Source organism: Gordonia liuliyuniae (assembly GCF_021739025.1).
Classification (GTDB): Bacteria; Actinomycetota; Actinomycetes; order Mycobacteriales; family Mycobacteriaceae; genus Gordonia; species Gordonia liuliyuniae.
Genome location: NZ_JAKKOT010000005.1, coordinates 395,302 through 419,106 on the forward strand (window position 1 = coordinate 395,302; position 23,805 = coordinate 419,106).

At 68.4% G+C, this 23,805-nt stretch carries 17 protein-coding genes, 1 tRNA gene and 1 pseudogene; 14 read left to right on the plus strand and 5 right to left on the minus strand.

Annotated elements, in window-relative coordinates:
• Positions 1-54: 54 nt before the first annotated feature.
• The 4 genes from L5G28_RS12730 to L5G28_RS12745 all read left to right on the plus strand — a co-directional run bounded on the left by L5G28_RS12730 (position 55) and on the right by L5G28_RS12745 (position 7,792).
• On the plus strand, positions 55-4,014 hold the full coding sequence (locus tag L5G28_RS12730; protein ID WP_237001842.1) for a bifunctional nitrate reductase/sulfite reductase flavoprotein subunit alpha: 3,960 nt from the start codon (positions 55-57) through the stop codon (positions 4,012-4,014).
• A gap of 108 nt (positions 4,015-4,122) precedes the next feature.
• Positions 4,123-6,663, plus strand: coding sequence for a nitrite reductase large subunit NirB (gene nirB, locus L5G28_RS12735; RefSeq protein WP_236997526.1), 2,541 nt, complete (start codon positions 4,123-4,125; stop codon positions 6,661-6,663).
• Complete coding sequence (nirD, locus tag L5G28_RS12740) at positions 6,660-7,070, plus strand: nitrite reductase small subunit NirD (protein WP_237001843.1); 411 nt, start codon at positions 6,660-6,662, stop codon at positions 7,068-7,070. Before nirB ends, nirD begins: the two co-directional genes overlap by 4 nt.
• A complete protein-coding gene (locus tag L5G28_RS12745; protein ID WP_237001844.1) occupies positions 7,067-7,792 on the plus strand; it encodes a sirohydrochlorin chelatase in 726 nt (241 codons plus the stop codon). Before nirD ends, L5G28_RS12745 begins: the two co-directional genes overlap by 4 nt.
• An 82-nt stretch (positions 7,793-7,874) precedes the next feature.
• Here the strand turns inward: L5G28_RS12745 and L5G28_RS12750 are convergent, their stop codons facing one another.
• From L5G28_RS12750 to L5G28_RS12760, 3 genes are all read right to left on the minus strand, one after another.
• On the minus strand, positions 7,875-9,011 hold the full coding sequence (locus L5G28_RS12750) for a uroporphyrinogen-III synthase (protein ID WP_237001845.1): 1,137 nt from the start codon (positions 9,009-9,011) through the stop codon (positions 7,875-7,877).
• Positions 9,008-10,381, minus strand: a complete 1,374-nt coding sequence (locus L5G28_RS12755) for an MFS transporter (RefSeq protein WP_237001846.1) — start codon at positions 10,379-10,381, stop codon at positions 9,008-9,010. The genes L5G28_RS12750 and L5G28_RS12755 overlap by 4 nt, the downstream gene beginning before the upstream one ends.
• 456 nt (positions 10,382-10,837) lie before the next feature.
• Positions 10,838-11,755 carry an SMP-30/gluconolactonase/LRE family protein gene (locus tag L5G28_RS12760; protein ID WP_237001847.1) on the minus strand — a complete coding sequence of 306 codons (918 nt, stop codon included), beginning with the start codon at positions 11,753-11,755 and terminating at the stop codon, positions 10,838-10,840.
• A gap of 99 nt (positions 11,756-11,854) precedes the next feature.
• Here L5G28_RS12760 and L5G28_RS12765 point away from each other — a divergent pair, with 99 nt between their 5' ends.
• The 6 genes from L5G28_RS12765 to L5G28_RS12790 all read left to right on the plus strand — a co-directional run bounded on the left by L5G28_RS12765 (position 11,855) and on the right by L5G28_RS12790 (position 17,329).
• On the plus strand, positions 11,855-12,406 hold the full coding sequence (locus L5G28_RS12765) for a PadR family transcriptional regulator (protein ID WP_236997533.1): 552 nt from the start codon (positions 11,855-11,857) through the stop codon (positions 12,404-12,406).
• Positions 12,407-12,455: 49 nt separating this feature from the next.
• Positions 12,456-14,519 (plus strand): NADPH-dependent 2,4-dienoyl-CoA reductase, encoded by a 2,064-nt coding sequence (locus L5G28_RS12770; RefSeq protein ID WP_237001848.1) that lies wholly within the window; start codon positions 12,456-12,458, stop codon positions 14,517-14,519.
• Positions 14,520-14,592: 73 nt separating this feature from the next.
• Positions 14,593-15,399, plus strand: coding sequence for a mycolate reductase (gene cmrA / locus L5G28_RS12775; RefSeq protein WP_237001849.1), 807 nt, complete (start codon positions 14,593-14,595; stop codon positions 15,397-15,399).
• 35 nt (positions 15,400-15,434) lie between these two features.
• Positions 15,435-16,034, plus strand: a complete 600-nt coding sequence (gene orn / locus L5G28_RS12780) for an oligoribonuclease (protein WP_237001850.1) — start codon at positions 15,435-15,437, stop codon at positions 16,032-16,034.
• 123 nt (positions 16,035-16,157) lie between these two features.
• A tRNA-His gene (locus L5G28_RS12785) sits at positions 16,158-16,230 on the plus strand.
• 136 nt (positions 16,231-16,366) lie between these two features.
• Positions 16,367-17,329, plus strand: a complete 963-nt coding sequence (locus L5G28_RS12790) for an aldo/keto reductase (protein WP_237001851.1) — start codon at positions 16,367-16,369, stop codon at positions 17,327-17,329.
• 30 nt (positions 17,330-17,359) lie between these two features.
• On the opposite strand, the gene L5G28_RS12795 is transcribed toward L5G28_RS12790, so the two are convergent.
• Positions 17,360-18,574 carry an MFS transporter gene (locus L5G28_RS12795; RefSeq protein ID WP_237001852.1) on the minus strand — a complete coding sequence of 405 codons (1,215 nt, stop codon included), beginning with the start codon at positions 18,572-18,574 and terminating at the stop codon, positions 17,360-17,362.
• A 92-nt stretch (positions 18,575-18,666) separates the two neighbouring features.
• On the opposite strand from L5G28_RS12795, the gene L5G28_RS12800 reads away from it, so the two are divergent.
• The 4 genes and pseudogenes from L5G28_RS12800 to L5G28_RS12815 all read left to right on the plus strand — a co-directional run bounded on the left by L5G28_RS12800 (position 18,667) and on the right by L5G28_RS12815 (position 22,666).
• Positions 18,667-19,587 carry a LysR family transcriptional regulator gene (locus L5G28_RS12800; protein ID WP_237001853.1) on the plus strand — a complete coding sequence of 307 codons (921 nt, stop codon included), beginning with the start codon at positions 18,667-18,669 and terminating at the stop codon, positions 19,585-19,587.
• A gap of 57 nt (positions 19,588-19,644) precedes the next feature.
• Positions 19,645-20,856, plus strand: a pseudogene (locus tag L5G28_RS19560) (ArnT family glycosyltransferase); the annotation flags it as partial.
• A gap of 199 nt (positions 20,857-21,055) precedes the next feature.
• Positions 21,056-21,400 (plus strand): YciI family protein, encoded by a 345-nt coding sequence (locus L5G28_RS12810; RefSeq protein ID WP_237001854.1) that lies wholly within the window; start codon positions 21,056-21,058, stop codon positions 21,398-21,400.
• Between the two features lie 3 nt (positions 21,401-21,403).
• On the plus strand, positions 21,404-22,666 hold the full coding sequence (locus tag L5G28_RS12815) for an RNA polymerase sigma factor (protein WP_237001855.1): 1,263 nt from the start codon (positions 21,404-21,406) through the stop codon (positions 22,664-22,666).
• Position 22,667: 1 nt separating this feature from the next.
• Here L5G28_RS12815 and L5G28_RS12820 read toward each other — a convergent pair whose 3' ends face one another.
• Positions 22,668-23,729 (minus strand): 2,3-butanediol dehydrogenase, encoded by a 1,062-nt coding sequence (locus tag L5G28_RS12820; protein ID WP_237001856.1) that lies wholly within the window; start codon positions 23,727-23,729, stop codon positions 22,668-22,670.
• Positions 23,730-23,805: the final 76 nt, after the last annotated feature.

The following is a 23,805-nucleotide window of genomic DNA, read 5'->3' on the forward strand; positions in this document are numbered from 1 at the left end:
TCGCGTAACACGAAACGGCGCAACTGGAAACATGTCACATCGACGATTCTGGACATGGACGATCCTTCGCGCACCGTGTCGACCGTGTGCGGCTACTGCGGGGTCGGCTGCGGAATGACGTTGACCCTCGACGGCGACCGCGTCACGTCGTCGACCGGCGACCGCGACCACCCGACGAACCGCGGCCGCCTGTGCACGAAGGGCGCGACGACGGCCGAGATGCTCTCCGCGCCCGGCCGGTTGACGTCGGCGACAGTCGACGGCGCGCAGGTGAGCACCGACGACGCCGTCGCCGAGACGGCGCGGCGTCTCACCGCTATCCGCGACGAGCACGGCCCGGACTCGATCGCCGTATACGTGTCCGGCCAGATGACGGTCGAAGCCCAATACCTGTCGAACAAGCTGACCAAGGGGTTCCTCGGGACCAACCAGATCGAATCGAACTCGCGACTGTGCATGGCGTCCGCGGGGACCGGGTACAAGCAGTCACTTGGTGCAGACGGCCCGCCCGGCAGCTACGACGACCTCGACCACGCCGACCTGTTCCTGGTGATCGGCGCCAACATGGCGGACTGCCATCCGATCCTGTTCCTCCGCATGATGGAGCGGGTCAACGCGGGCGCCCGTCTCGTGGTGATCGATCCGCGACGAACGGCGACAGCCGCGAGAGCCGACATGTATCTGCAAGTCCGGCCCGGAACCGACTTGGCACTGCTCAACGGACTGCTCCGGCTGATCGTCGACGCAGGCGGCGTCGACGACGAGTTCGTGGCCGCCCACACCACCGGCTGGGAGACGATGGGCCCGCTCCTGGCCGAGTACCCGGTCGACGTGGTCGCCGAGACCACTGGGCTGGCCGCCGACGACTTGCGGACCCTCGCCCAGTGGGTCGTCGACGCCGACGACTGGGTCTCGCTGTGGACGATGGGCCTCAACCAGTCGACCCACGGCACCTGGCACACCAACGCGCTGGTGAACCTGCACCTGGCGACCGGGACGATCTGCCGCACCGGGTCGGGGCCGTTCTCGCTGACCGGCCAGCCGAACGCGATGGGCGGCCGTGAGATGGGCTACATGGGGCCCGGGCTGCCCGGGCAGCGCACCGCACTCGATCCGGCCGACCGCGCGCATACCGAAGCGCTGTGGGGCCTCCCGGCGGGCACGATCCGCGACGATCCGGGCGGCGGAACGATCGACATGTTCGAGCGGATGGCTGCGGGCGAGATCCGCGCCGCGTGGATCATCTGCACCAACCCCGTTGCGTCGGTCGCCAACCGGGACACGGTGATAGCGGCCCTCGAAGCCGCCGACCTCGTCGTCGTCCAGGAAGCGTTCGACGGCGTCGAGACCGCTGCGTACGCCGACATCCTGCTGCCCGCGGCGCTGTGGTCGGAGACCGACGGGGTGATGATCAACTCCGAACGGAACCTGACCCTGTGCCGGCCCGCAGTCGCGCCGCCGGGCGACTCGCGACCCGACTGGCGGCTCATCGCCGACGTCGGCGCGGCGATGGGCTGCGGCGACGCCTTCGACTATCCGGACGCGGCCGCCGTCTTCGACGAACTGAGCGGCTTCCACAATCCGATGACCGGGTGGGACGTGCGCGGCGCGAGCCACGAACGTCTACGCCACGGCCCCGTCCAGTGGCCTGCCGCTCCAGGGTGTTCGGACCGGAACCCGATCCGGTATCGCGACGGCGACACGCTGCGGTTCCCGACGGCGGACGGTCGCGCGCGTTTTCTGCCGCGTCCGTTCCTCCCGCCTGCCGAACTCCCCGACGACGAGTACCCGGTCGTGTTGACGACGGGGCGTCTCGCGCACCAGTGGCACACGATGACCAAGACCGGACGCGTCGCGAAGCTCAACAGACTCGATCCGTCGAGCTTCGTCCAACTGCACCCGGACACCGCCGCACAGCACGGCGTGGCCGACGACGACCGCGTCGTCGTCGCGTCCCGTCGCGGTTCGGTGACCGTGCCCGCGCGAGTGACCACCGACATCGTGCCCGGCTGCTGTTTCGTCCCCATGCACTTCAACGACGCGGCCGGCCCCGATCTCGCGGTCAACGGCGTCACGAGCGACGCTGTCGACCCGGACTCGCTGCAGCCGGAGTTCAAAGCCTGCGCCGTGTCCCTCACTCGTGTGTCCCCCGCCCTCGTCCGCCCGACTCAAGAGGAGCCTTCCGTGACCGGCCTCGCATCCGTCCTCGGCGGAGCGCCCGCGCCGTCGACCGCACCGGAGGAGTCCGCGTACCTGTCCGGCCTCGCTGCGGGAATCGCCGCGAATCCGCCCGTCGACTCGGTACCGACGATCCCGACCGCCGCCCCTCTCTCGCCCGCAGTGCGGGCGTGGGCCGACGGCGTCCTCGCCGGCTACTTCGCGCGCACCGCGGTGTCGGCGACCGCGGCCGAACCGGGATCGGATCCGGTATCGACCGGTCCGCGCCTGACCCTCGTGTGGGCGTCGCAGACCGGCACCGCCGAGGAGTTCGCCGAGCGTGCAGCACCCGCGCTGAGCGACGCCGGATACTCGGTCGCGGTGCGGTCCGCCGATGAGGTCGGTGTCGACGAGTTGACCGGCCCGGTCCTGTTCGCGGTGTCGACGACGGGCGACGGCGACCCGCCCGACAATGCGGCCGCCCTCTGGACACGGTTGACGGCGGCCACCTCGTCGGACGTCCCGGATCTACGGTTCGCGGTCCTCGGGTTCGGCGACTCGTCGTACGCCGACTTCTGCGGGTTCGCCCGCAAACTCGACGGCCGACTCGGCCTGTTGGGTGCCACGCGCATCATCGACCGGGTCTCGTGTGAGCCGGGAGACGACTCGGTCGCCGACTCCTGGGTCCAGACCGTGACCTCGGCCCTCCAGGCGCCGTCCGCTGAACCGGTGGACTATTCGCGACGCAACCCGCTCGCGGCCCGCCTCGTCGAGAACCACCTTCTGACCCGAGACGGGTCGGCCAAGGAGGTCAGACGGTTCGCGTTCGAGCTCCCGCCGGGAACCCTCACCTATGAGGCAGGCGACGCACTCGGCGTCATCGCGACGAACAGCCCCGCATTGGTCGAGGAGTGGCTGGCCGTCACCGGGCTCGACGGCGACCTCCCGGTCGACGCGGCCGGTGACACGATGAGTCTGCGGGCCGCGCTCACCGAGCACTTCGAGATCGCTCGGATCACCCGCGACCTCGTCAGTTTCGTCGCCGACCACCACGACGACCCCCAGCTGCGGTCGCTGCTCGACCACCGCGCGGCGTTCGACGACTGGGTGTGGGGTCGACAGTCGGTGGACGTGCTCGCCGAATATCCGGTGACAACGGAGGTCTCCGACTGGTTGACGGTGCTGCGGCCGTTGCAACCGCGCCTGTACTCGATCTCATCGAGTCCCGCGCACACGCCCGATCGCGTCGAGGTGACGGTGTCGGCGGTCCGCTTCGACGGAGCGGCCTCCACCGAGGGCCGGGCGCGACGCGGCGGCGTGTGTTCGACCTACCTCGCCGACGCAGAGGACACCACCGAGGTGAAGGTGTTCGTACAGCCCAACAAACACTTCGCTCCGCCGCACGATCCCAGCGCCCCGATGATCATGGTCGGCCCCGGCACCGGTGTCGCCCCGTTCCGCGGCTTCCTGCGCGAGCGGGCCGCCGCAGGCGCCCCCGGTGACAACTGGCTCTTCTTCGGTGAGCAGCACCGTGCCACCGACTTCCTCTACGAGGACGAACTCACCGAACTACGGGACACCGGCGTGCTGACACGACTCGATGTCGCCTTCTCCCGAGACCAGGCCGACAAGGTGTACGTCCAAGATCTGATGCGCGAGCACGCCGCCGAGATCTGGGCGTGGCTCTCCCGCGGCGCCCACGTGTACGTGTGCGGTGACGCATCGAGAATGGCCCGCGACGTGGACGACGTCCTGCACCAGATCGTCGCGCAGGAGGGCCGCCTCGCGCCGCGCAGCGCTGACGCCTACGTCGCCGCCCTCGCCGCCGAGCACCGCTACGTCCGCGACGTGTACTGACGACGCTCGATTCCTCACACACGCGTGCGTAACACGGTGAGAACCTGGTGACTCGCGAGCAACGAGACCCGCGATCTGCCGCAACACCGGATCCATACCGTCGTCGACATGAGTAGAACAGTCGCAGTCATCGGGCACGGAATGGTGGGGCACCGTTTCGTCGAAGCACTCCGCACTCGCGATGAGGATGCGTCGTGGCACATCGTGGTGATCGGCGAGGAAGCCGATCGCGCGTACGACCGCGTGGGGCTCTCCTCGTATGTCGGCGGATGGGACCGCAGCACGCTCGCGCTGGCAGGCAACGCGTACGACGACGACGGCGCAGTGCGCGTGCTGACCGGGCGTCGCGCAGCGTCCATCGACCGCGCCACCACGACGGTGCACCTCGACGACGGCACCACGGTCGACTACGACGCCCTCGTGCTTGCGACCGGCTCGTACGCCTTCGTGCCGCCCGTGCCGGGACACGACGTCGACCACTGCCACGTCTACCGCACACTCGACGATCTCGATGCGATCCGCGCCGACGCCGAAGCGGCGATCGCACGCAGCACCGGCGACCAGCCGATCGGCATCGTCGTCGGCGGCGGGCTCCTCGGCCTCGAGGCGGCGAACGCACTCCGCCAACTCGGCCTGCGACCACACGTCATCGAGATGAACCCGCGGTTGATGCCGCAGCAGATCGACCCGGCGGGCGGCGAACACCTCGCACGGATGATCGGAGCCCTCGGCATCGACATCTCGCTGGAGACCGGGACCAGATCGATCGAGCCGGTCGGCGACGACGTGCGGGTCACGTTCTCCGACGAGGCGACGGTCGACGCGGCACTCGTGGTCTTCGCGGCCGGCGTGCGGCCGCGCGATGAACTGGGTCGCGAATCCGGGCTGGCGACGGCCGAGCGCGGTGGCGTCCTCACCGACCTCACGGGTGTCACCAGCGATCCGGCCGTGTACGCAATCGGTGAGGTCGCGGCCATCGAGGGCCGGTGCTACGGCCTCGTCGGCCCCGGCTATGCCAGCGCCGAAGTGGTCGCCGACCAACTCCTCGGTGGCGACGCGTACTTCCCGGGCGCCGACATGTCCACCAAGTTGAAACTCCTCGGCGTGGACGTCGCGAGCTTCGGTGACGCTCACGGGACCACCGACGGCGCGTTGAACGTCGTGGTCAGCGATCCGATCAACGGAACGTACGCCAAGCTCGTCCTCTCCGACGACGCGTCGACTCTGCTCGGCGGCGTACTCGTCGGCGACGCCTCGTCGTACGGCGTCCTGCGACCGCTCGTCGGCTCGTCGATCCCCGGCGACCCGGTCGCATTGATCAGCCCGGTCACCGGTGACGCCCCGGCGCTCGGCGTCGGCGCGCTCGGCGACGACGCGCAGATCTGCTCGTGCAATGACGTCTCGAAGGGGACGTTGTGCAGCGCCATCGCCGACGGCGCCTGCGACGTCGCGGCCCTTAAGAAGTGCACGGGTGCCGGCACGTCGTGCGGTTCGTGCGTCCCGCTGCTGTCGCAGATCCTCGCCGACTCGGGTGTCGAACAGTCGAAGGCGTTGTGCGAACACTTCGACGTCTCGCGTGCCGAGCTCTTCGAACTCGTTCGGGCCAGTGGCATTCGGACGTTCTCCGGTCTCGTCGAACGGTTCGGCAGCGGAACTGGTTGCGACATCTGCAAGCCGACCGTCGCCTCCATCCTGGCGTCGACGAGCAGCGACCACATCCTCGACGGCGAGCAGGCTTCGCTGCAGGACTCGAACGACCACTTCCTGGCGAATATCCAACGCAACGGCACCTACTCGGTGGTTCCGCGTGTGCCCGGCGGCGACATCACCGCCGAACAGCTCATCCTCATCGGCGAGATCGCCCGCGATTTCGGGCTGTACACGAAGATCACCGGTGGCCAGCGCATCGACATGTTCGGTGCGACCGTCGACCAGCTGCCCGACATCTGGCGGCGACTCGTCGACGGCGGTATGGAGTCCGGCCAGGCGTACGGCAAGTCGCTGCGCACGGTGAAGAGCTGCGCCGGATCGGACTGGTGCCGGTACGGGCAGCAGGATTCGGTCCAGTTGGCGATCGACTTGGAGCTCCGCTACCGGGGCCTCCGTTCGCCGCACAAGCTCAAGATGGGCGTGTCCGGCTGTGCTCGTGAATGCGCGGAGGCCCGCGGCAAGGACGTCGGCGTCATCGCGACCGAGAGCGGCTGGAACCTGTACGTCGCAGGCAACGGCGGGATGACGCCGAAACACGCACAACTCCTGGCGGGCGACCTCGACACCGCGACCCTCATCGCCTACATCGACCGGTTCCTCATGTACTACATCCGGACTGCCGACCGCCTGCAGCGCACCGCGCCGTGGTTGGAGAACCTCGACGGCGGACTCGAGCACCTGCGCGCCGTGGTCGTCGACGACAGTCTGTCGCTGGCCGCCGACTTCGAAGCCGACATGGCCCGGCACGTCGACGGCTACCAGTGCGAATGGAAGGGGGTCCTCGACGACCCCGACAAGCTCTCGCGATTCGTCTCGTTCGTCAATGCCCCCGGGGTGCCCGATCCCACCGTCTCGTTCGGTGAGAGCCACGGCCGCAAAGTGCCGGTGCTGCTCGGCCAGCCCCAGATCCGCTCGTCTGCTGTCAGGAGCAACGCATGACCATCAACTTCGACCTGCACCGTTGGACGCGCGACTGGACTCCGGCCTGCGCGTACGACAAGCTGCAGCCGCTGCGGGGCGTCGCCGTCCTGCTCCCCGACCACGGCCAGGTCGCCCTGTTCCGGCTGGCGGACGACTCGCTGCGCGCGGTCGGGAACATCGACCCGATCGGCCGCGCCGCAGTCCTGTCCCGAGGCATCGTCGGCGACCGCAACGGATTCCCGGTGGTGCAGTCGCCGCTGAAGAAGCAGGCGTTCAGTCTGGTCGACGGCCGGTGCCTCGATGCGGACGGAGTGAAGGTCCCGGTGTTCGCGACACGGATCGGCATCGACGGGACGGTCTTCGTCGCGAACTCGCCGCTCATCGGTTTCGGACGACGCCCCGAACCTGTCACCGCAGGCTCATGACCGTCCTCCTCGTCGCCCACGGCACGCGTAACCCGCACGGGGTCGCGCTCATCGGGGATCTCGCCGCCGCCATGCGCGAGCGACTCGCCGACCGCGTAGCCGTCTCGTTCGTCGACGTTCTCGGCCCGAGTCCGTCCGACGCGCTCGCGTCGCTGGTCGAGTCTCACCCGCTCGCCGAACGGGGTCGGGACCCGGTCACCGTCGTCCCCGCATTCCTCGGCCGCGGCTACCACGTGCGGCGCGATCTCCCCGAGCATCTGGGGCGTCCGAGCCTCCCGGCGACGCGTGTGACCGATTCCCTCGGCCCGTCGGACGCAGTCGTCGAGGCGCTCGCCGACCGTCTCCGTGCCGCCGGGCTGCGCTCGGACGACGCCGTCGTCCTGGCCGCCGCTGGCTCGTCTGATCCCGCCTCGCACCGCGACGTCGACTCAGTGGCCGCCGCGCTCGGACGCCTGCTCGACACACCCGTCGAGGTCGCGTTCGCCGCGCCGACCGCGAAGGCCCCGCAGTATTCGGCGGTCGGCGACACGGTCGCACGCCTTCGGCGACAGCACGCCCGCGTGGCCGTCGCCTCGCATCTCCTCGCGCCCGGCCTGTTCCAGACCCGGTTGGAGAGCTCGGGCGCCGACGTCGTCGCCCGGCCGCTGGGCCTGCACCCGCTCATCGTCGAGCGCGCGTGTCGACTGGCCACCGACCGAACTGCGGTGTCCACCGCCTGCTGAGTTCGGTCACGAGAATCGCGTTGGACAACGGTCGCCTGGCGACCGTTGTGCAACGCGATTCTGGCGTCGGTGCCGAGCCCGGTCAGTCGACGGCCAGCCGGTAACCGCGTTTGACGACCGTTCCGATGATTTCGCGCGCACCGAGTGCGTTCCGGAGCCGCCCGACGGTGACTTCCACCGCGTGCGCGTCCTCGCCTGCAGCGGGCAGGACCTCGAGCAGATCCTGGCGGGAGACGACGTCGCCGGGGACCTCCGCCAAGACTTTCAACACGGCCAGGCCGGTCGCCGACACCTCACGCACGTCGCCGTCGACGACGGCGGCCGACGCGTGCACGCCGAGACGATGTCCGGCCACGGCGATGTCGGGATCGCCCGCAGGCAGATCCTCGGCGATGAGTCGAGCCAACGCGCCCAGCCGCATCCGATCCGGCGCAACGGTCGGCACCCCGGCGGTGTCCAGCGGCACCGACGTGACCGGGCCGACGCTGTAGGCGGTCACCGGGCCGCGCATCGCGGCGACGAGCCGCTCCCGGACTCCGCGTTCGCCGGCCCGCAACAACATCGACGCCGCCGCGGGCGCCGACGTGAACGCGACGGCGTCCACCCGCTCGTGCACGACGTCGTCGATGAGCGCATCGAACGCGGCGACGTCGCTCGGGCCCTCCCAGCGGTAGACGGGGACGCCGACCACCTGGGCGCCCAGCGCGGCCAGTCCGTCCAGAAAGCCCGGATTCGGATCCCACGAGTCCGTCGCCCCGTGCAATTGGACCGCGACCCGCTTGCCGTCGAGATCGGCGGCGGACAGCCACGCAAGCACCTCGGCGGACGACTCCGACACCGGCGACCATTCTTCGCGTAGACCCGCCGCCCGCAGCGCGCCCGTGGCTTTCGGGCCACGGGAGATGACACGCGCAGAGCCGAGCGAAGTCAGCAGCTGAGCAGCCATCCCCCACTCGTCGGCCGCTTCGATCCACCCGCGGAAACCGATGCCCGTCGTCGCGATCACCATGTCGGGCGGCGCGTCGATGAGGCTGCGCGTCGCTTCCAGAAGCCCCTGGTCGTCGGCGAGCGGGACCATCGAGATCGCCGCCGCGGACACCACCCGCGCACCGCGACGAGTCAGCAGCGCCTCGAATTCCTCCGCCCGACGTGCCGCGGTGATCGCAACCGAGAACCCCGCCAGAGTCGGCGGGGTTCTCTGATCGGTGCCTGATGTCATGACGTCATCGTTCCAGACACGGGTGCCGACTCGTTCGCTGGAGCAGCCGGCGCCGGAACGGCGACGTACGCCCGCCAGGTGACCAGCGCAGCCACTGCGTAGAACGCGGCGAACACGATGAACGCCCACGCGGGCGAACCGCCGTCGCCCGACTGGTAGGCCTGCCGCAGCACCAGGTTGATGCCGACACCGCCGAGACCGCCGAGGGCGCCGGCGATGCCGATGACCGCACCCGACATGGACCGCGAGTAGGCGGCGCGACCCGCGGCGTCCAGCGGAAGGGATCGCGACGCGGCGTCGAACACGGACGGGATGATCTTGTACACCGAGCCGTTGCCCATGCCGGACAGGATGAACAGAAGGACGAACGCGACCGACATGGTGACGAGTGACCCGCTGCCCGCGATGAGAATCGCCGCCGCGCCGATCATGCCGACGAACACGCTCAGGGTCACGTTGCTGCCGCCGAACCGGTCGGCGAGCTTGCCGCCGTAGACCCGGCTGATCGAGCCGAGGAGCGGTCCGATGAACGCGATCGACGCCGCGTGCAGCGCTGCGTCGGCCGCCGACTGTCCGCCTGCACGGAAGTCGATCGCCAACACCTGCGCGAAGGCGAACGAGAAGCCGATGAACGACCCGAACGTCCCGATGTACAGCAGCGAGATGGTCCACGTGTGGCGGTTCTTCAACGCTGACCGCATCGCGGCGGTGTCGACGCCGGGGCCGTCGAGGTTGTCCATGTACACGGCGGCGCCGATGCCCGCGATCACCAGTGCCACGAGGTAGAACGCGCACACCCAGTACGGCTCGGTGTCACCGGCCCACGCCAGGACCAGCAGACCGAGCAGCTGCACGGCCGGCACCCCGAGGTTGCCGCCGCCTGCGTTGAGACCGAGCGCCCACCCTTTGAGCCGCTGCGGATAGAACGCGTTGATGTTCGTCATCGACGACGCGAAGTTGCCGCCGCCGAAGCCGGTGAGCGCCGCACACACCAGGTACATCCACAGCGGCTGGCCGGGGTTGGCGAGGAGGATGATCGTCGCCGACACCGGGATCAGCAGGACCACCGCGGAGAAGACCGTCCAGTTGCGGCCGCCGAAACGAGTGGTCGCCATCGTGTACGGAAACCGCAGCAGCGCACCGGTCAGGGTGGCGACGGCACCGATCAGGAACTTGTCGCCGGTGCTGATTCCGTAGACGTCGGTCGGCATGAACAGCACCATCACCGACCAGAGTGACCAGACTGAGAATCCGACGTGCTCGGCGACCACCGACCACAGCAGGTTGCGTCGCGCGATCGCCGACCCACCGGCCTCCCACGCTCGAGTGTCTTCGGGATCCCAGTGGTCGATCGTGTGACTTCCTCGCACGCGCTCCGCCTCTCGTCACGCCGACGGCGGGTCCGTCGGGCTCATGTTGACGAACCTTAAGAATCATGTGTTGCGCGCGAGCGCAGGAGCTGTCACCGCGAAGTAATGAACACCTCGCACGGCGGGGCCACCGCGTGTGAGGGCGCTCAGGAAACCGGCAGGAGACCTCCCCTCCAGCGTCCAGGAACCGCTCAAACCTTGATCCGTGTGGCGCCGAGAACAACAGCGCCACAGCGCAACAGCGGTACAGCGGTACAGCGCAACAGCGGTACAGCCTCGTACCTCTTCGACACGAAGGAGCCCTGATGGCCGCCCCCGGTGCACGCGGCGTCTCATCCGAAGGACTGTCTCTGTGAACCGCCGCGCCGTCACCCGCGCACGTCAGGGGTCTGCGGGTCAGGAGTCTGCGGGTCAGGAGTCTGCAGGTCAGGGGTCTGCGGGTCAGGGGTCTGCGGGTCAGGGGACGGGGAGCACGCCGATCGCGTCATGCATGATCGTGCCGAGGTACAGGACGCCGTCCCGCTCGGCGACACCGGTGACGAACGAGAAGTCGGGGGCGTCGACGTGAACGTCGTGCACCACGGTGCCGTCGAACTGCAGACCCAGCACCCAGACGGTCTCCTCGGGCGCGGGCCCGACACGTTGCGGCGCCCGGGCGAGGACCTTCCGTGCCCGTGGCGGCAACTTGAACAGCGATTCGAGGACTGCGTTCCGCGGCGACGCCAGAGCGACCCAGACGAGGCCGTCGCTACCCACCGACATGTTGTCGGGATAGCCGGGGAGGTCGTCGACGTAGAGGTCGGCGGTGCCAGCGGCGTCGCCGGTCAACCAATAGCGGGTGATGCGAGCGGCCCCGGTCTCGGCGACCAGGACGTACGACTCGTCGGGACCGAGCACGACACCGTTCGCGAACTGCAGCCCGCCGAGAAGGACGTCGACGCGCCCGTCCGGCCTGCGTGCCATCAGGCGTCCGGTCCCCGAGTGCTCGATGAGATCGGCGCGCCACTTGTCGATCGTGAACCGCTGGGTCGACGAGGTGAAGTACACGGTCCCGTCGGTCGCCGTCGTCGCGTTCGACGCGAAGTGCAGCGGTCGGCCGTCGACGGTGTCGGCGAGAACCGTCGCCCGTTGCCGTCCCGATTCGAGGAGTAGAAGTCCGCGATCGTGGTCGCAGATGACGATCGACCCGTCGGCGCGCGCATCGAGGCCCAGGAGGTGTCCAGCCGTGTCGGCGAGCAGTTCCACGTCGCCGGAATCCGGTGTGACAGCGAACAGACGCCCGTCCGCCAGTCCGGTGCCGACCCGCCCGTCGGACAGTACGACGACGTCTTCGGGAGCTGATCCGGGAACGGGGATTCGACGCAAGCTGGTCACGGCACATTCTTAGCAGGGTTCACGCGAACGCGCAGTATACGCACCTTGTTGCATACCACCTGATTGCATACCACTCTGTTGCACTGCTATTGTGGCGCCATGGCCTTGGAACATGCCATCCTCGTGTCGCTGTCCGAGCGCCCGGGAACCGGCTACGAGATCGGACAGCAGTTCGTGCGGTCCATCGGATACTTCTGGTCGGCGACCCACCAGCAGATTTATCGGACGCTCAAGAAGCTCCACGACGACGAGCTCGTGAGCTTCGAGTCGGTCAGCCAGGACGGCCGACCGGACAAGAAGGTGTACACGATCTCCGACGCCGGACGAGAGGTCCTGGCCCGGTGGGTCGTCAGCCCGACTCCGTTTCCGCCGTTGCGCAGCGACCTCGGCGTCAAGCTGCGTGCCGCCGAGTTCGGCGACCTCGCCGAGATCATCAAGCAGTTGGAAGAGCATCGCGCCGAAGCGGCGGCAGCGCTCGCCCTCTACACCGGTTTCGAGCGCGACTACTATCCCGAACCGAACGCGCTGAGCGGACGCAAACTGCACCAGTACCTGGTACTTCGCGGTGGAGTTCGCGCCACTCAGGGCTCCGTCGACTGGTGCGACGAGGTCATCGAAGGCCTGCGTCGCGAACTCGACTCCCAGATCTGATTGCCGCTCGATCCACGAGCGAACAGCCCCACGAAAGAAAGGTCCAGCCATGTCAGCCCCGACGGCCGAACCCAACACTCACTACCCGCTCCTGTTCGAGCCGCTGCAGATCGGCGGCACGACACTCAAGAACCGGCTCGTCATGGGTTCGATGCACACCGGCCTGGAAGACCGCCTGTGGGACACCCCTAAACTGGCCGCCTACTACGCTGAGCGCGCACGCGGCGGGGTCGGCCTCATCATCACCGGCGGGTTCTCCCCGTCGCGCACCGGCCTCCTGCTGCCGTTCGCCGGCAAAATGACCAACCAGGCCGACGTGATGCGGCACCGCGAGTTCACCAAGGCGGTGCACCACGAGGGCGGCAAGATCGCCCTGCAGATCATTCACGCAGGCCGTTACGGCTACACGCCGTTCAAGGTGGCCGCTGGCAGCGCACCGTCGCCGATCCACCCGTTCAAGCACGTCCAGATGACCGACGCGATCATCACACACGTCATCCGGTCGTTCGGCCAGAGCGCCAAACTGGCACGCCGCGCAGGCTACGACGCGATCGAGATCATGGGCGGCGAAGGCTACCTGATCAACCAGTTCCTGTGCCCGCACACCAACGACCGCACCGACAAGTGGGGCGGGTCGACGAAGAACCGCCAGCGTTTCCTCCTTGAGATCATCAAGGAGATCCGCGAGCAGGTGCCGCGCGACTACCCGGTGATCCTGCGCCAATCGGTCGCCGACTTCGTGAAGGGCGGTCAGACGTTCGAGGAGATCGCGCTGCTCGCCAAACGTGCCGAGGAGCTCGGTGTCGACGCGATCAACACCGACATCGGCTGGCATGAGGCGCAGGTCCCGACTATCGTCACGTCGGTCCCGCGCGGCGCGTTCGTGAAGTTCACCGAGCGTCTGCGCGACGTCGTGTCCATCCCGTTGATCGCATCGAACCGCATCAACACACCGGAGTTCGCCGAAGAGATCCTGTCCGGCGGCAAGGTGGACGCCATCTCGATGGCCCGGCCGCTGCTGGCCGACCCCGACTTCGCGAACAAGGCCGAGTCCGGCCGCGCGGACGAGATCAACACGTGCATCGGCTGCAACCAGGCGTGCCTGGACCACGCGTTCGTCGGGAAGAAGGTGTCCTGCCTGGTGAATCCACGGGCGGGCCGCGAGACGGTCCTGACACTCGGGCAGACGCGTCGCGCCAAGCGGGTCGCCGTCGTCGGCGCAGGCCCGGCCGGCCTGTCGGCCGCGGTGTCGGCCGCGCAGCGCGGGCACCGCGTCGACCTGTTCGAGGGCGGCGACACGATCGGCGGACAGTTCTCCATCGCCGCCCGCATCCCGGGCAAGGAGGAGTTCAACGAGACGGTCCGGTACTACACCCGGCAGCTCGAAGTGAACAACGTCGCCGTCCACCTGGACACCCGGGTGTCGGCGAGCGACATCGTCGCGGGCGGGTTCGACGAGGTCATCGTCGCCACGGGCGTCGTCCCGCGCGTCCCGTCGATCGACGGCATCGACCACCCGATGGTGATGTCGTACGCCGAAGCCGTTCTGGGCCACCGCGAGATCGGCAAGCGCGTCGCGGTAATCGGTGCGGGCGGCATCGGCTTCGACGTCACCGAGTTCCTGACGACCGACGAGTCCCCCACCCTCAATCTGAAGGAATGGGAGCAGGAGTGGGGCGTCACCGAAGACCTTGACACCCCCGGATTCGTCACCAAGAGCCGTCCGCTGCCCGCCATTCGCCAGGTGTACATGGTGCAGCGCAAGCCGGGCGGCCAGGGCAAGACCCTCGGCAAGACGTCCGGCTGGGTGCACCGTGCGACCGTCAAGATGAAGGGCGTCGAGCAGATCTCCGGCGCGACGTACGACAGGATCGACGACGCCGGCCTGCACATCACCCTGCACGACCGGGAGGGCAACAAGACCGGGACTCGCGTGCTCGAAGTCGACAACGTCGTCGTCTGCGCAGGCCAGGAGTCGGTTCGTGAGCTCGTCGACCCGCTGACCGAGGCCGGCGTCATCACCCATGTGATCGGCGGCGCCGACGTCGCCTCCGAGCTCGACGCCAAGCGCGCCATCCGCCAGGGCACGGAGGTCGCCGCAGGCATCGAGTGATCTGAGCCGTCACCCTTCCACTCGTCGGTCGTGATGAGTCGGCCCCGCGAGTCGTTGCCGATACCATGACGCCATGCCTGTAGCTCCTCGTAACGCTGCCCGTGCCGTCGTGACCGGTGCGTCGTCCGGGATCGGGATGGCGCTCGCGCGGGAGCTCGCGCGTCGCGGCCACTCACTCATCCTCGTCGCTCGACGCGGCGAGATCCTCGACGAGCTGGCTACGGAGCTCCGTAGCCGCTTCGACGTCGACGCGGAGGTGCGCGCGGTCGATCTGTCCGATCTGGACGCGGTCGGCGTGCTGTGCGACGAGTTGCGTGGCCGCGACATCTCGGTTCTGTGCAACAACGCGGGTATCGCCACTTTCGGTCCGGTCGCCGACTCCGACTTCGAGTACGAGCGAGCACAGGTCCGATTGAACGCGAACGCCGTCCACGATCTCACGCTCGCCGTGCTCCCGCAGATGATCGCGCGAGGATCGGGAGGGATCCTGATGGTCGGTTCGGCCGCGGGCAACATGGCGATCCCGAACAACGCCACGTACGCGGCGACGAAGGCGTTCGTGAACACCTTCAGCGAGTCGCTGCGGGGCGAACTCAAGGACACCGGCGTCCACGTCACCCTGCTGGCTCCTGGGCCGGTGCGGACCGCTGAACCCGCTCCGGAGGATCAGTCGATCGTCGACAAGATGGTGCCAGACTTCTTGTGGCACTCGTCCGAGAAGGTCGCACAGATGAGCCTGAACGCTTTGCGGCGCAACAAGATGCGCGTGGTCCCCGGCACGTTGTCGAAGGCGATGTCGGTGGCGGGCGGTTACTCGCCGCGGGCAGCGGTCGCGCCGATCGTCGGCCGCTTCTACAGCAAGCTCGGCGAGGGCGACTGACCCGCGCCACCCGCGTCGGGCATAGAGTCGATCGCGTGCAGGACAAACTCGTGTGGATCGACTGTGAGATGACCGGCCTCGATGTGGGCTCCGACAAGCTGATCGAGATCGCCGCGCTCGTCACTGACAGTGACTTGAACATTCTCGGCGACGGGGTGGACGTGGTGATCCACGCCGACGACGACGCGCTCGCCAACATGCCCGACGTGGTCGTGAAGATGCACGCCGACTCCGGGCTCACCGAGGAGGTCCGCGCCTCGACGGTGACGCTCGCACAAGCGGAGAGGATGGTGCTCGACTATCTGCGCGAGCACATCAGCGGCGATGCGGCGGCACCTCTGGCCGGCAATTCGATCGCGACCGACCGGGGCTTCATCGCGCGCGATATGAAAGAGCTCGACTCGTTCCTCCACTACCGGATGGTGGACGTCAGCTCGATCAAGGAACTGTGCCGCCGCTGGTTCCCGTCGATCTATTTCGGTCAGCCGCGCAAGGGTCTCGCCCATCGGGCGCTCGCGGACATCCGCGAGTCGATCCAGGAGCTCCGCTACTACCGCGCCGCCGCATTCGTGTCGGCGCCCGGCCCCGACGCGAAGAAACTCGAGACGATCGTCGACGAGCTTCCGCCCGTCTGACCTGACGAATGCTCTGACGAAACACGCAGGTCAATAACCGATTGGAAATTACTGCGCGGAACCGGCTAGAGTATGAGCCTGGCTCGGCCAACAACGTGTGAACGTGAGAAGTCGGCGCCGATGGTGGGTGTAGTTCAGTTGGTAGAGCACCAGGTTGTGATCCTGGCTGTCGCGGGTTCGAGTCCCGTCATCCACCCCGCAAGTGGGAGACCCTGCCCAGGGTCTCCCACTTTTTTGCCCTTCAACCCAGTATTTTTGCATGGCGACGAACTCCGCTCGCCGATGCTGCACCATGGAGACGACACATCCTCGACCCGTCCCGGAGGCTTTCCATGGCGACCATCGACCCGTCCTTCCCCACTGTCGCGCTCGGTACCTGGGCATGGGGCGATACCGGCGAGTCCGGCGACGGGATCTTCGGCAGCCGGTTCACCGAGTCCGACATCGCCGAGATCGTCGACCGCGGACAGTCGAGCGGTCTCACCTTCTGGGACACCGCCGCGATCTACGGAATGGGCCGGTCCGAGACGGTCCTCGCCCACGCACTGAGCGGCTACGAGCGCGGCGACTACCAGATCTCGACGAAGTTCACGCCACGCATCGCAGGCGACGGCGAGAACCCGGTCGCCGACATGCTGAACGAGAGTCTCACCCGGCTCGGCACCGACTATGTCGATCTCTATTGGATTCACAGTCCGGCCGACGTCGCGCGGTGGACACCGCAGCTCATCCCACTTCTGCAGGCAGGCACCGTCAAGCGGGTCGGCGTCTCGAACCACGACCTCGACGAGATCGAACTCGCGGACTCGATCCTGCGTCAAGCCGGATTCCGCGTCGACGCCGTCCAGAATCACTACAGCCTCCTGTACCGCAACTCCGAGCGCGCGGGAATCCTGGACCATTGCGCCGAGAACGGCATCGCCTTCTTCTCCTACATGGTTCTGGAGCAGGGCGCGCTCACCGGCGTCTACCGCCCCGACCACCCGCTGCCCGAGGGCAGCACGCGGGCCGCCGTTTACAACAGGATGCTCCCCCGGCTGAAGGCCCTGACCGATCTGCTCACGTCCATCGGTAACGGCCGAGACTCGTCGGCCGCCGATGTCGCCACCGCGTGGGCGATCGCGAAGGGCACCGTCCCCATCATCGGCGTGACCCGACCCGAGTACATCGGCGACGCCGTCAACGCGACCGGCCTCGCCCTGAGCCGAGCCGAGATCGACGAGATCGAGACCCTCGCCGACAGCATCGGCGTCGACACCCGCGGGGCATGGGAGAACAAGATCTCCAGCGTCTGATGCGGCCAGCCAGCCCGCCGAGGCGTCGGGCTACCGACTCCGCAGCACCGTCGCGGCGCATCCGCCGGCGATCACCGCGAGTCCGGCGACGAGGAGTGCCGTCGCCGTCCACCCCGCATGAATGAAGACGACGCCGCCCGCCCAACCGACCACGCTCGAACCCGCGTAGTAGAAGAGGTTGTACAGCGACGCCGCCTGCGCGCGACCGACTCTCGCTCGGGCCGCCGACCAGCCGGACGCGATCGAGTGGGCGCCGAAGAATCCGATGGTCAGGACGACGAGACCGACGATGATGACCGGCAGCGAGTCGACGAGCGTGATCAGCACGCCGGCCACCATGACGGCGATCGATACGAGCAGGACCGGCAGCCTCCCCCGCGTCCCCGCGATGATCCCGGCCCGGCGCGACGACCAGGTGCCCGCGAGGTAGGCGAGGAACAGGAAGGCGATGAGCGAACTCGGCAGCAGGAACGGCGGCGCCTGCAATCGGAACGACAGGTAGTTGTACATCGTCACGAACCCGCCCATCAACGCGAACCCCTGCACGTATAGGACGAGCATCTGCGGACTGCGCAGGTTGGCCCACAGCACGTACGCGAGCGACGGGCGGTCCTCGCGGCGGGCTCGGCGGAAGCCGCGCGGGGCCGGTGTCAACAGCATGAACGCGGTCGCGGCCAGTGCCGACAGGACGACGACCGAGGCGACACCCCAGCGCCAGTCCAACCACTGGGTGAACGGCGCGGCGACGATCCGCCCCGACAGTCCGCCGATCGTCGTCCCCGAGATGTAGGTTCCCGCCGCGACGGCGGTGTGCGCCGGCGCGATCTCTTCCTGCAGGTAGGTCATGGCGAGGGCAGGCAGGCCGCCGAGAGCCGCGCCTTCGAGCGCACGCAGGACGAGGACGCCGGTGAAGTTTGGACACACCGTCACCGCGAGCCCGAAAGTGGTGGCTGCGATCAGCGACAGCCGCATGGCCGGAAGGCGGCCGATCCGGTCGGCGACGATCGACCACGGCAGCACCGCGGCGGCCAGACCGAGCGTGGCGACGGAGATCAACAGAGCCGACTGGTCGGCCGTCACGTCCAACGACTCCGAGATCTCGGGGAGAATGCCCTGCGGCGAGTACAGCTGGGCGAACGTGGCCACGCCTGCGCACGCCAACGCGAACAGGATCCGCCGATACTCGCTCGACCCCTTCGGGTGACCCGCCCAGGGCGACGAGAACGCGCGGAGAGTATCTGTCACGAGCGTCTACGCTACGAGCGCCGACCATCCGACACCAATGCATAGATAGGCGTCGACGAATACGATATCGCTATGAGTGTTCCGGGACAGCTGTGAGTGAACTGACCACGTCGGCGCTGCGCGAGATCCTCGCCGATCTGCCGTATCTGATCGCTGTCGCCGAGACCGGCGGCGTGACGGCCGCGGCGGACGAGCTGGGCGTCCCGCAGCCGACGGTCAGTCGCGGGCTGACCCGGCTCGGTGAACGGCTCGGTGCGCCGATGCTCGTCCGCGACGGTCGCGGCGTCGCACTCACTCCGGAGGCCACCGAGTTCCTTCCGTACGCGCACCGTGCGATCGACGCGACCCGCGCGGGGATCGAGTCGACCGCGCGGCGCGCTGACGAACGCGCGGACACGGTGTCGCTGGCGTTCCAGAACGACATGGGCCGGGTCGTGGTCCCGGCGTTGTTGCGCGCCGTCCTCGAACTGCGCCCCGGTGCCCGCTTCGATCTCCGACAGGGCTCGCGGACGTTGTGCACCGACGCGCTCGAGGCCGGTGACGTCGACGCCGCGATCGTCTCGCCGCCGTACGCGGGAGGGTTGGACGTGCAGACCGCCCGCTTGTTCGCCGAACCCCTCGTCCTCACCGTTCCGGCCGGTCACCGGTGGGCAGGCCGCGGTCGTGTCCGGCTGCGTGAGCTGACCGGGGAGCACATGGTTCAGTTGCGTCCCGAGTTCGGGCTCCGCGGCCACGTGGACGCACTGCTCGCACGGGCCGGCGCCGAGCCCGAGCGCGGATTCGAGGGCGAGGACCTGCACACGCTGCGCGGTCTGATCGCGGTCGGTCTCGGAGTCGCGATCCTGCCGCCCGCCGCGCCCGCACCTGCGGGGATCGTCGAACTGTCCATCGCGGACACCGCCGCCCACCGGGAGATCGGCATCTCTTGGCCTCGTGACGTCGCCTTCTCCCCCGCGGCGCAGACGATGATCGACGTCGCCGCGCGCACGTCGACCTGGTTGCCGCACGGCTGAGCGGGCGCCGCGGTCGGTGCCCGCGCCCGCACCCCGGGATGGTGGGGCCGACCGGCGCTGGCCGTCCTGCTCATCGCCACCGCGGTTCTGTATCTGTGGAACCTGGCGACCAGCGGATTCGCCAACACCTTCTACGCGGCGGCCGCACGAGCCGGGTCGCAGAGTTGGACCGCGTGGTTCTTCGGAGCGCTCGACTCATCGAACTTCATCACGGTCGACAAGCCTCCCGCCTCCCTGTGGGCGACCGGCCTGTCAGTCCGCATGTTCGGCATGAACAATTGGGCGGTGCTCGTCCCGCAGGCGTTGATGGGCGTGGCCTCGGTCGCACTCGTCTACTGCGCGATGAGGCGCACCTTCACCGACCGAGTCCACGGGACGACGGCCGGCCTGATCGCGGGCGCCATCCTCGCGTGCACGCCGGCCGCCGCATTGATCTTCCGCTTCAACAACCCCGACGCCCTGCTCCTACTGTTGATGGTGGCCGCCGGGTACGCATTGACCCGCGCCGTCGCGACGAACTCGACGCGCTGGCTCGCGCTCGTCGGGGTCACCCTCGGTTTCGCATTCCTGACGAAGATGCTGCAGGGATTCCTCGTGCTCCCCCCTTCGGTCTCGCATATCTGCTGATGGCGAACAACGCGTGGATCGCACGCATCGGCCAACTCGCGATCGCCACGGTGTCGATGATCGTGTCGGCCGGCTGGTTCGTGGTGGCCACGATGATCGTTCCGACGTCGGCCCGCCCGTACATCGGCGGATCCGCCGACGACACGTTCATGGACCTCGTACTCGGCTACAACGGTGTCGCCCGCCTCAGCGGCGGCGGTGGCGGTGGCGGCGCTGGTGGTGGCGGCGCTGGTGGTGGCGACGCCGTCCGTCCGACGGCGGCCTGTCGCGCATCGAGGGCGCTGCTGTCGTCGCGTGGGGTGGCTGGCTGCTCGTCACCGCACTGGTGTTCAGCTTCATGAGCGGAACCATCCACCCGTATTACACGTCGGCGTTGGCTCCGGCGATCGGTGTGCTCATCGGTCTGGGCGCTGTCCTGCTCGTCGGCAGCCCACTCGGATGGCGCAAGACCGTCGTCGCCGCGATCGTCGCGGGCTCACTCGCCGGCTTCGCGGGCACGGCTGCCTTCTCGATCGCCACCGCGGCTACTGCGCACCAGGGGTCCATCCCGACCGCTGTCGAGACTTCCGCCGAATCCGGTGGCATGGGCGGACCGGGCAGGGCGGGCAGGGCGGGCAGGGCGGGCAGGGCGGCGGCCCCGGCGAAGGAATGTCCGACAACGCCGAACTGGCATCGCTCCTGTATTTCACCGCGACGACGGTCGGCGGAACGACGGTGTACGCGCTCACGTGAGGCGAGCGCGCGGGAAAGATTCTTTGGCCGACCTGTCGATTCTGCGGCTCCCCGTCCGTCACCATGGTGTCGAACCGCACGGGTTCGCCGCACCACACAGGAGGAAATCATGAAGTACGCACTGCTTCTCATGGGACATGTCGATGACCCCGCGTGCGGTGAGGAGGGCGGCGCGACACCAGAGGAGTTCTTCGCGTTCGATCAAGAGATCACCGCCGCCCGTGTCGTCGTCAGTTCATTCGCCCTCGAAGACGAACGCGTCGTCGTCCACACCGACGATTCGGGCGAGCGAGTCGTCGCGGCGTCCGGCCCGTTCGCCGAAGTCCAGGAGTTCGTCGGCGGCGGCTACATCATCGACGTCGCCGACGTCGACGAGGCGATCGCTTGGGCCCGGCGAAGTCCGGGGTCGGCAGCAGGCGGCCATGTCGAGATCCGACCGCTCGCGCCGTACTGACTGATGGGTGACACCACGACGCGGCAGGCGTTGGCGGCCGTTGACCGAGACGACCGCTCTCGCCTGCTCGCCGCGTTGACGAGGCGGTTCGGCGATCTCGACCTCGCCGAAGACGTCCTCCAAGACGCGTTCGAGCAGGCCCTGACGTCGTGGTCGATGACCGGCGTCCCTGATTCGCCTGCAGCCTGGCTGATGACGACTGCCAAGCGCAAGGCGATCGACACCGTCCGACGCGATGCGGTTCTCGCCACGAAACTCGCCGAACTCCACATCGAGTCGACGCGGGCGCCTGCTGCGCGGGAGCCGATCGATGGGTCAGTGATCGGCGACGACCGCCTCGGCATGTTTTTCGCGTGCACCCATCCGGTGCTGCGGCCGGAAGACCGGATCGCGTTGACGCTCCGGTTCGTCGGTGGGTTGAGCGCGCCAGAAGTCGCTCACGCGCTACTCGTTCCGACGCCCACGGTGCAGCAGCGGATCGTGCGCGCCAAGAAGCGGATTCGGACGTTGGGCGTCCCGTTCAGCCCACCGGAGATCGACGAGCTGCCTGCTCGTCTCGACGTCGTGCTCCGCGTCGTGTACTTGATGTTCGCCGAGGGCTTCGCCCGGTCCGCTGGCGATGCGCACGTCGCCGACGACCTCGCCGCCGAGGCGATTCGTCTGGCCCACGTCCTCCACGGTCTGCTGCCATGCGCGGAGACGGCGGGCCTGCTCGCGCTCCTTCTGCTCACGCACGCCCGGCGCCCGGCACGGCTGGACGACGTAGGTGGGCCGATCCCGCTGGGCGATCAGGATCGGACCAGATGGGATCGGGCGTTGATAGCCGAAGGCGTCGTCCTCGCCGAGCAGGCCGCCGCAGACCCCGACGCCGGGCCGTACGCGGTGCAGGCATCGATCGCTGCCGTCCATGCGGAAGCGCGGACGGCGGCCGCCACGGACTGGCAGCAGATCGCCGTGCTCTACCGGATCCTGGAGTCGTTCGATCCGGGTCCGGTCGTGCGCGTGGGTCGGGCCGTCGCCGTGGGGCGAGCTTTCGGACCGCGTGTCGGCTTGAGAATGCTCGACGCGTTGGCCTCCGAGCCCGTTCTCGACCGGTACCGCCCGTTCCACATCGCCCGAGCCCTCACCCTGACCGAGCTGGGCGAGGCCGCCGACGCCGCCGACGCGTACCGCCGCGCCCGGCACTTGCCTGGGAACGAGGCCGAGGACGACTACCTCGCCGCCTTGCTCGCCACGTCGACGTCGCCGCGCGGGACGATCGGGTAGCTCAGGCGTGCGGGTCGACGATGATCTTCACGTGCTGCTCGTTGTGGTGGATGAGCTGGTCGTAGCCGTCGGAGACGAGGCCGTCGAGCGTGATCCGTCCGGTGATGAACGGGGCGAGGTCGACCTTCCCGCTCTGTACCAGCGCGATTGTCGCGGGATGATCGTTCGAATAGCCGATGGTTCCGCGGAGATCGATCTCCTTCAGCACGAGTTTCGGCATGTCGACTTCGGGCTTATGTCCCCAGATCGACACGTTGACGATCACCGCGCCCGGCCGGACGGCGTCGAGGAGCATGTCGAGGACGACGGGCACGGACGAGCATTCGAAGCCGACGTCGGCGCCCGCGCCGCCGGTCAGCGCACGCACTCGCGCGGCCACGTCGCCGTCCCTCGGGTCGAGGACTTCGTCGGCGACGCCTGTCGAGTGCGCCATCTGTTTGCGCGCGTCCGACAGTTCGGAGATGTAGACGGTGAGACCTTCCGCCTTCAAGACGGCCGCGGTGAGCAGACCGATCGGCCCGGCGCCGCCGATGATCGCGACCTGGCCCGCTCGCGCACCGGACCGCACATAGGCGTGGTGGCCGACCGACAACGGCTCGATGAGCGCCGCCTGGTCGAGCGGGATGTCGCCGACCGGGTGCACCCACCGTCGCTGTACGACGATCTTCTCCGCCAGGCCGCCGCCGCGACCGCCGAGTCCGATGAAGTTCATGTCTTGGGACAGCTGGTAGTCCTGGCCGGGGCCGGTGTCGACTCCGTCGGCGATGATGTACGGCTCGACGACTACGTTCTCGCCGACCGACAGATCGCTCACCCCGTCGCCGAGCGCGGTGATCGTGCCGGAGAACTCGTGGCCGATCACGACGGGCGCCGACTCCCCCGAGATCGGATGCGGGCAACCCGACGGGGGAATGAAGATGGGTCCTTCGAGGAACTCGTGGAGGTCGGTGCCGCAGATCCCGCACCAGCCGACGTCGACGGCGACGGTCCCCGGTAGGAGTGTCGGCTCGGGGATGTCTTCGACGCGGATGTCGTTGCGGTCGTAGTAGCGTGCGGCTCTCATGGGTTCACGGTAGGTCCGGTGGTCGCCGTCACACCAGCATGCAACGCCTTGCAACCCCCGGACAGCGCGCTACCGT

Coding starts and splice junctions, on each gene's coding strand:
- L5G28_RS12730 (WP_237001842.1), top strand. CDS start 55: ATGGACGATCCTTCGCGCACCGTGTCGACCGTGTGCGGCTACTGCGGG.
- nirB (WP_236997526.1), top strand. CDS start 4,123: ATGAGTAGAACAGTCGCAGTCATCGGGCACGGAATGGTGGGGCACCGT.
- nirD (WP_237001843.1), top strand. CDS start 6,660: ATGACCATCAACTTCGACCTGCACCGTTGGACGCGCGACTGGACTCCG.
- L5G28_RS12745 (WP_237001844.1), top strand. CDS start 7,067: ATGACCGTCCTCCTCGTCGCCCACGGCACGCGTAACCCGCACGGGGTC.
- L5G28_RS12750 (WP_237001845.1), bottom strand. CDS start 9,011: ATGACATCAGGCACCGATCAGAGAACCCCGCCGACTCTGGCGGGGTTC.
- L5G28_RS12765 (WP_236997533.1), top strand. CDS start 11,855: ATGGCCTTGGAACATGCCATCCTCGTGTCGCTGTCCGAGCGCCCGGGA.
- L5G28_RS12770 (WP_237001848.1), top strand. CDS start 12,456: ATGTCAGCCCCGACGGCCGAACCCAACACTCACTACCCGCTCCTGTTC.
- cmrA (WP_237001849.1), top strand. CDS start 14,593: ATGCCTGTAGCTCCTCGTAACGCTGCCCGTGCCGTCGTGACCGGTGCG.
- L5G28_RS12790 (WP_237001851.1), top strand. CDS start 16,367: ATGGCGACCATCGACCCGTCCTTCCCCACTGTCGCGCTCGGTACCTGG.
- L5G28_RS12810 (WP_237001854.1), top strand. CDS start 21,056: ATGAAGTACGCACTGCTTCTCATGGGACATGTCGATGACCCCGCGTGC.
- L5G28_RS12815 (WP_237001855.1), top strand. CDS start 21,404: ATGGGTGACACCACGACGCGGCAGGCGTTGGCGGCCGTTGACCGAGAC.
- L5G28_RS12820 (WP_237001856.1), bottom strand. CDS start 23,729: ATGAGAGCCGCACGCTACTACGACCGCAACGACATCCGCGTCGAAGAC.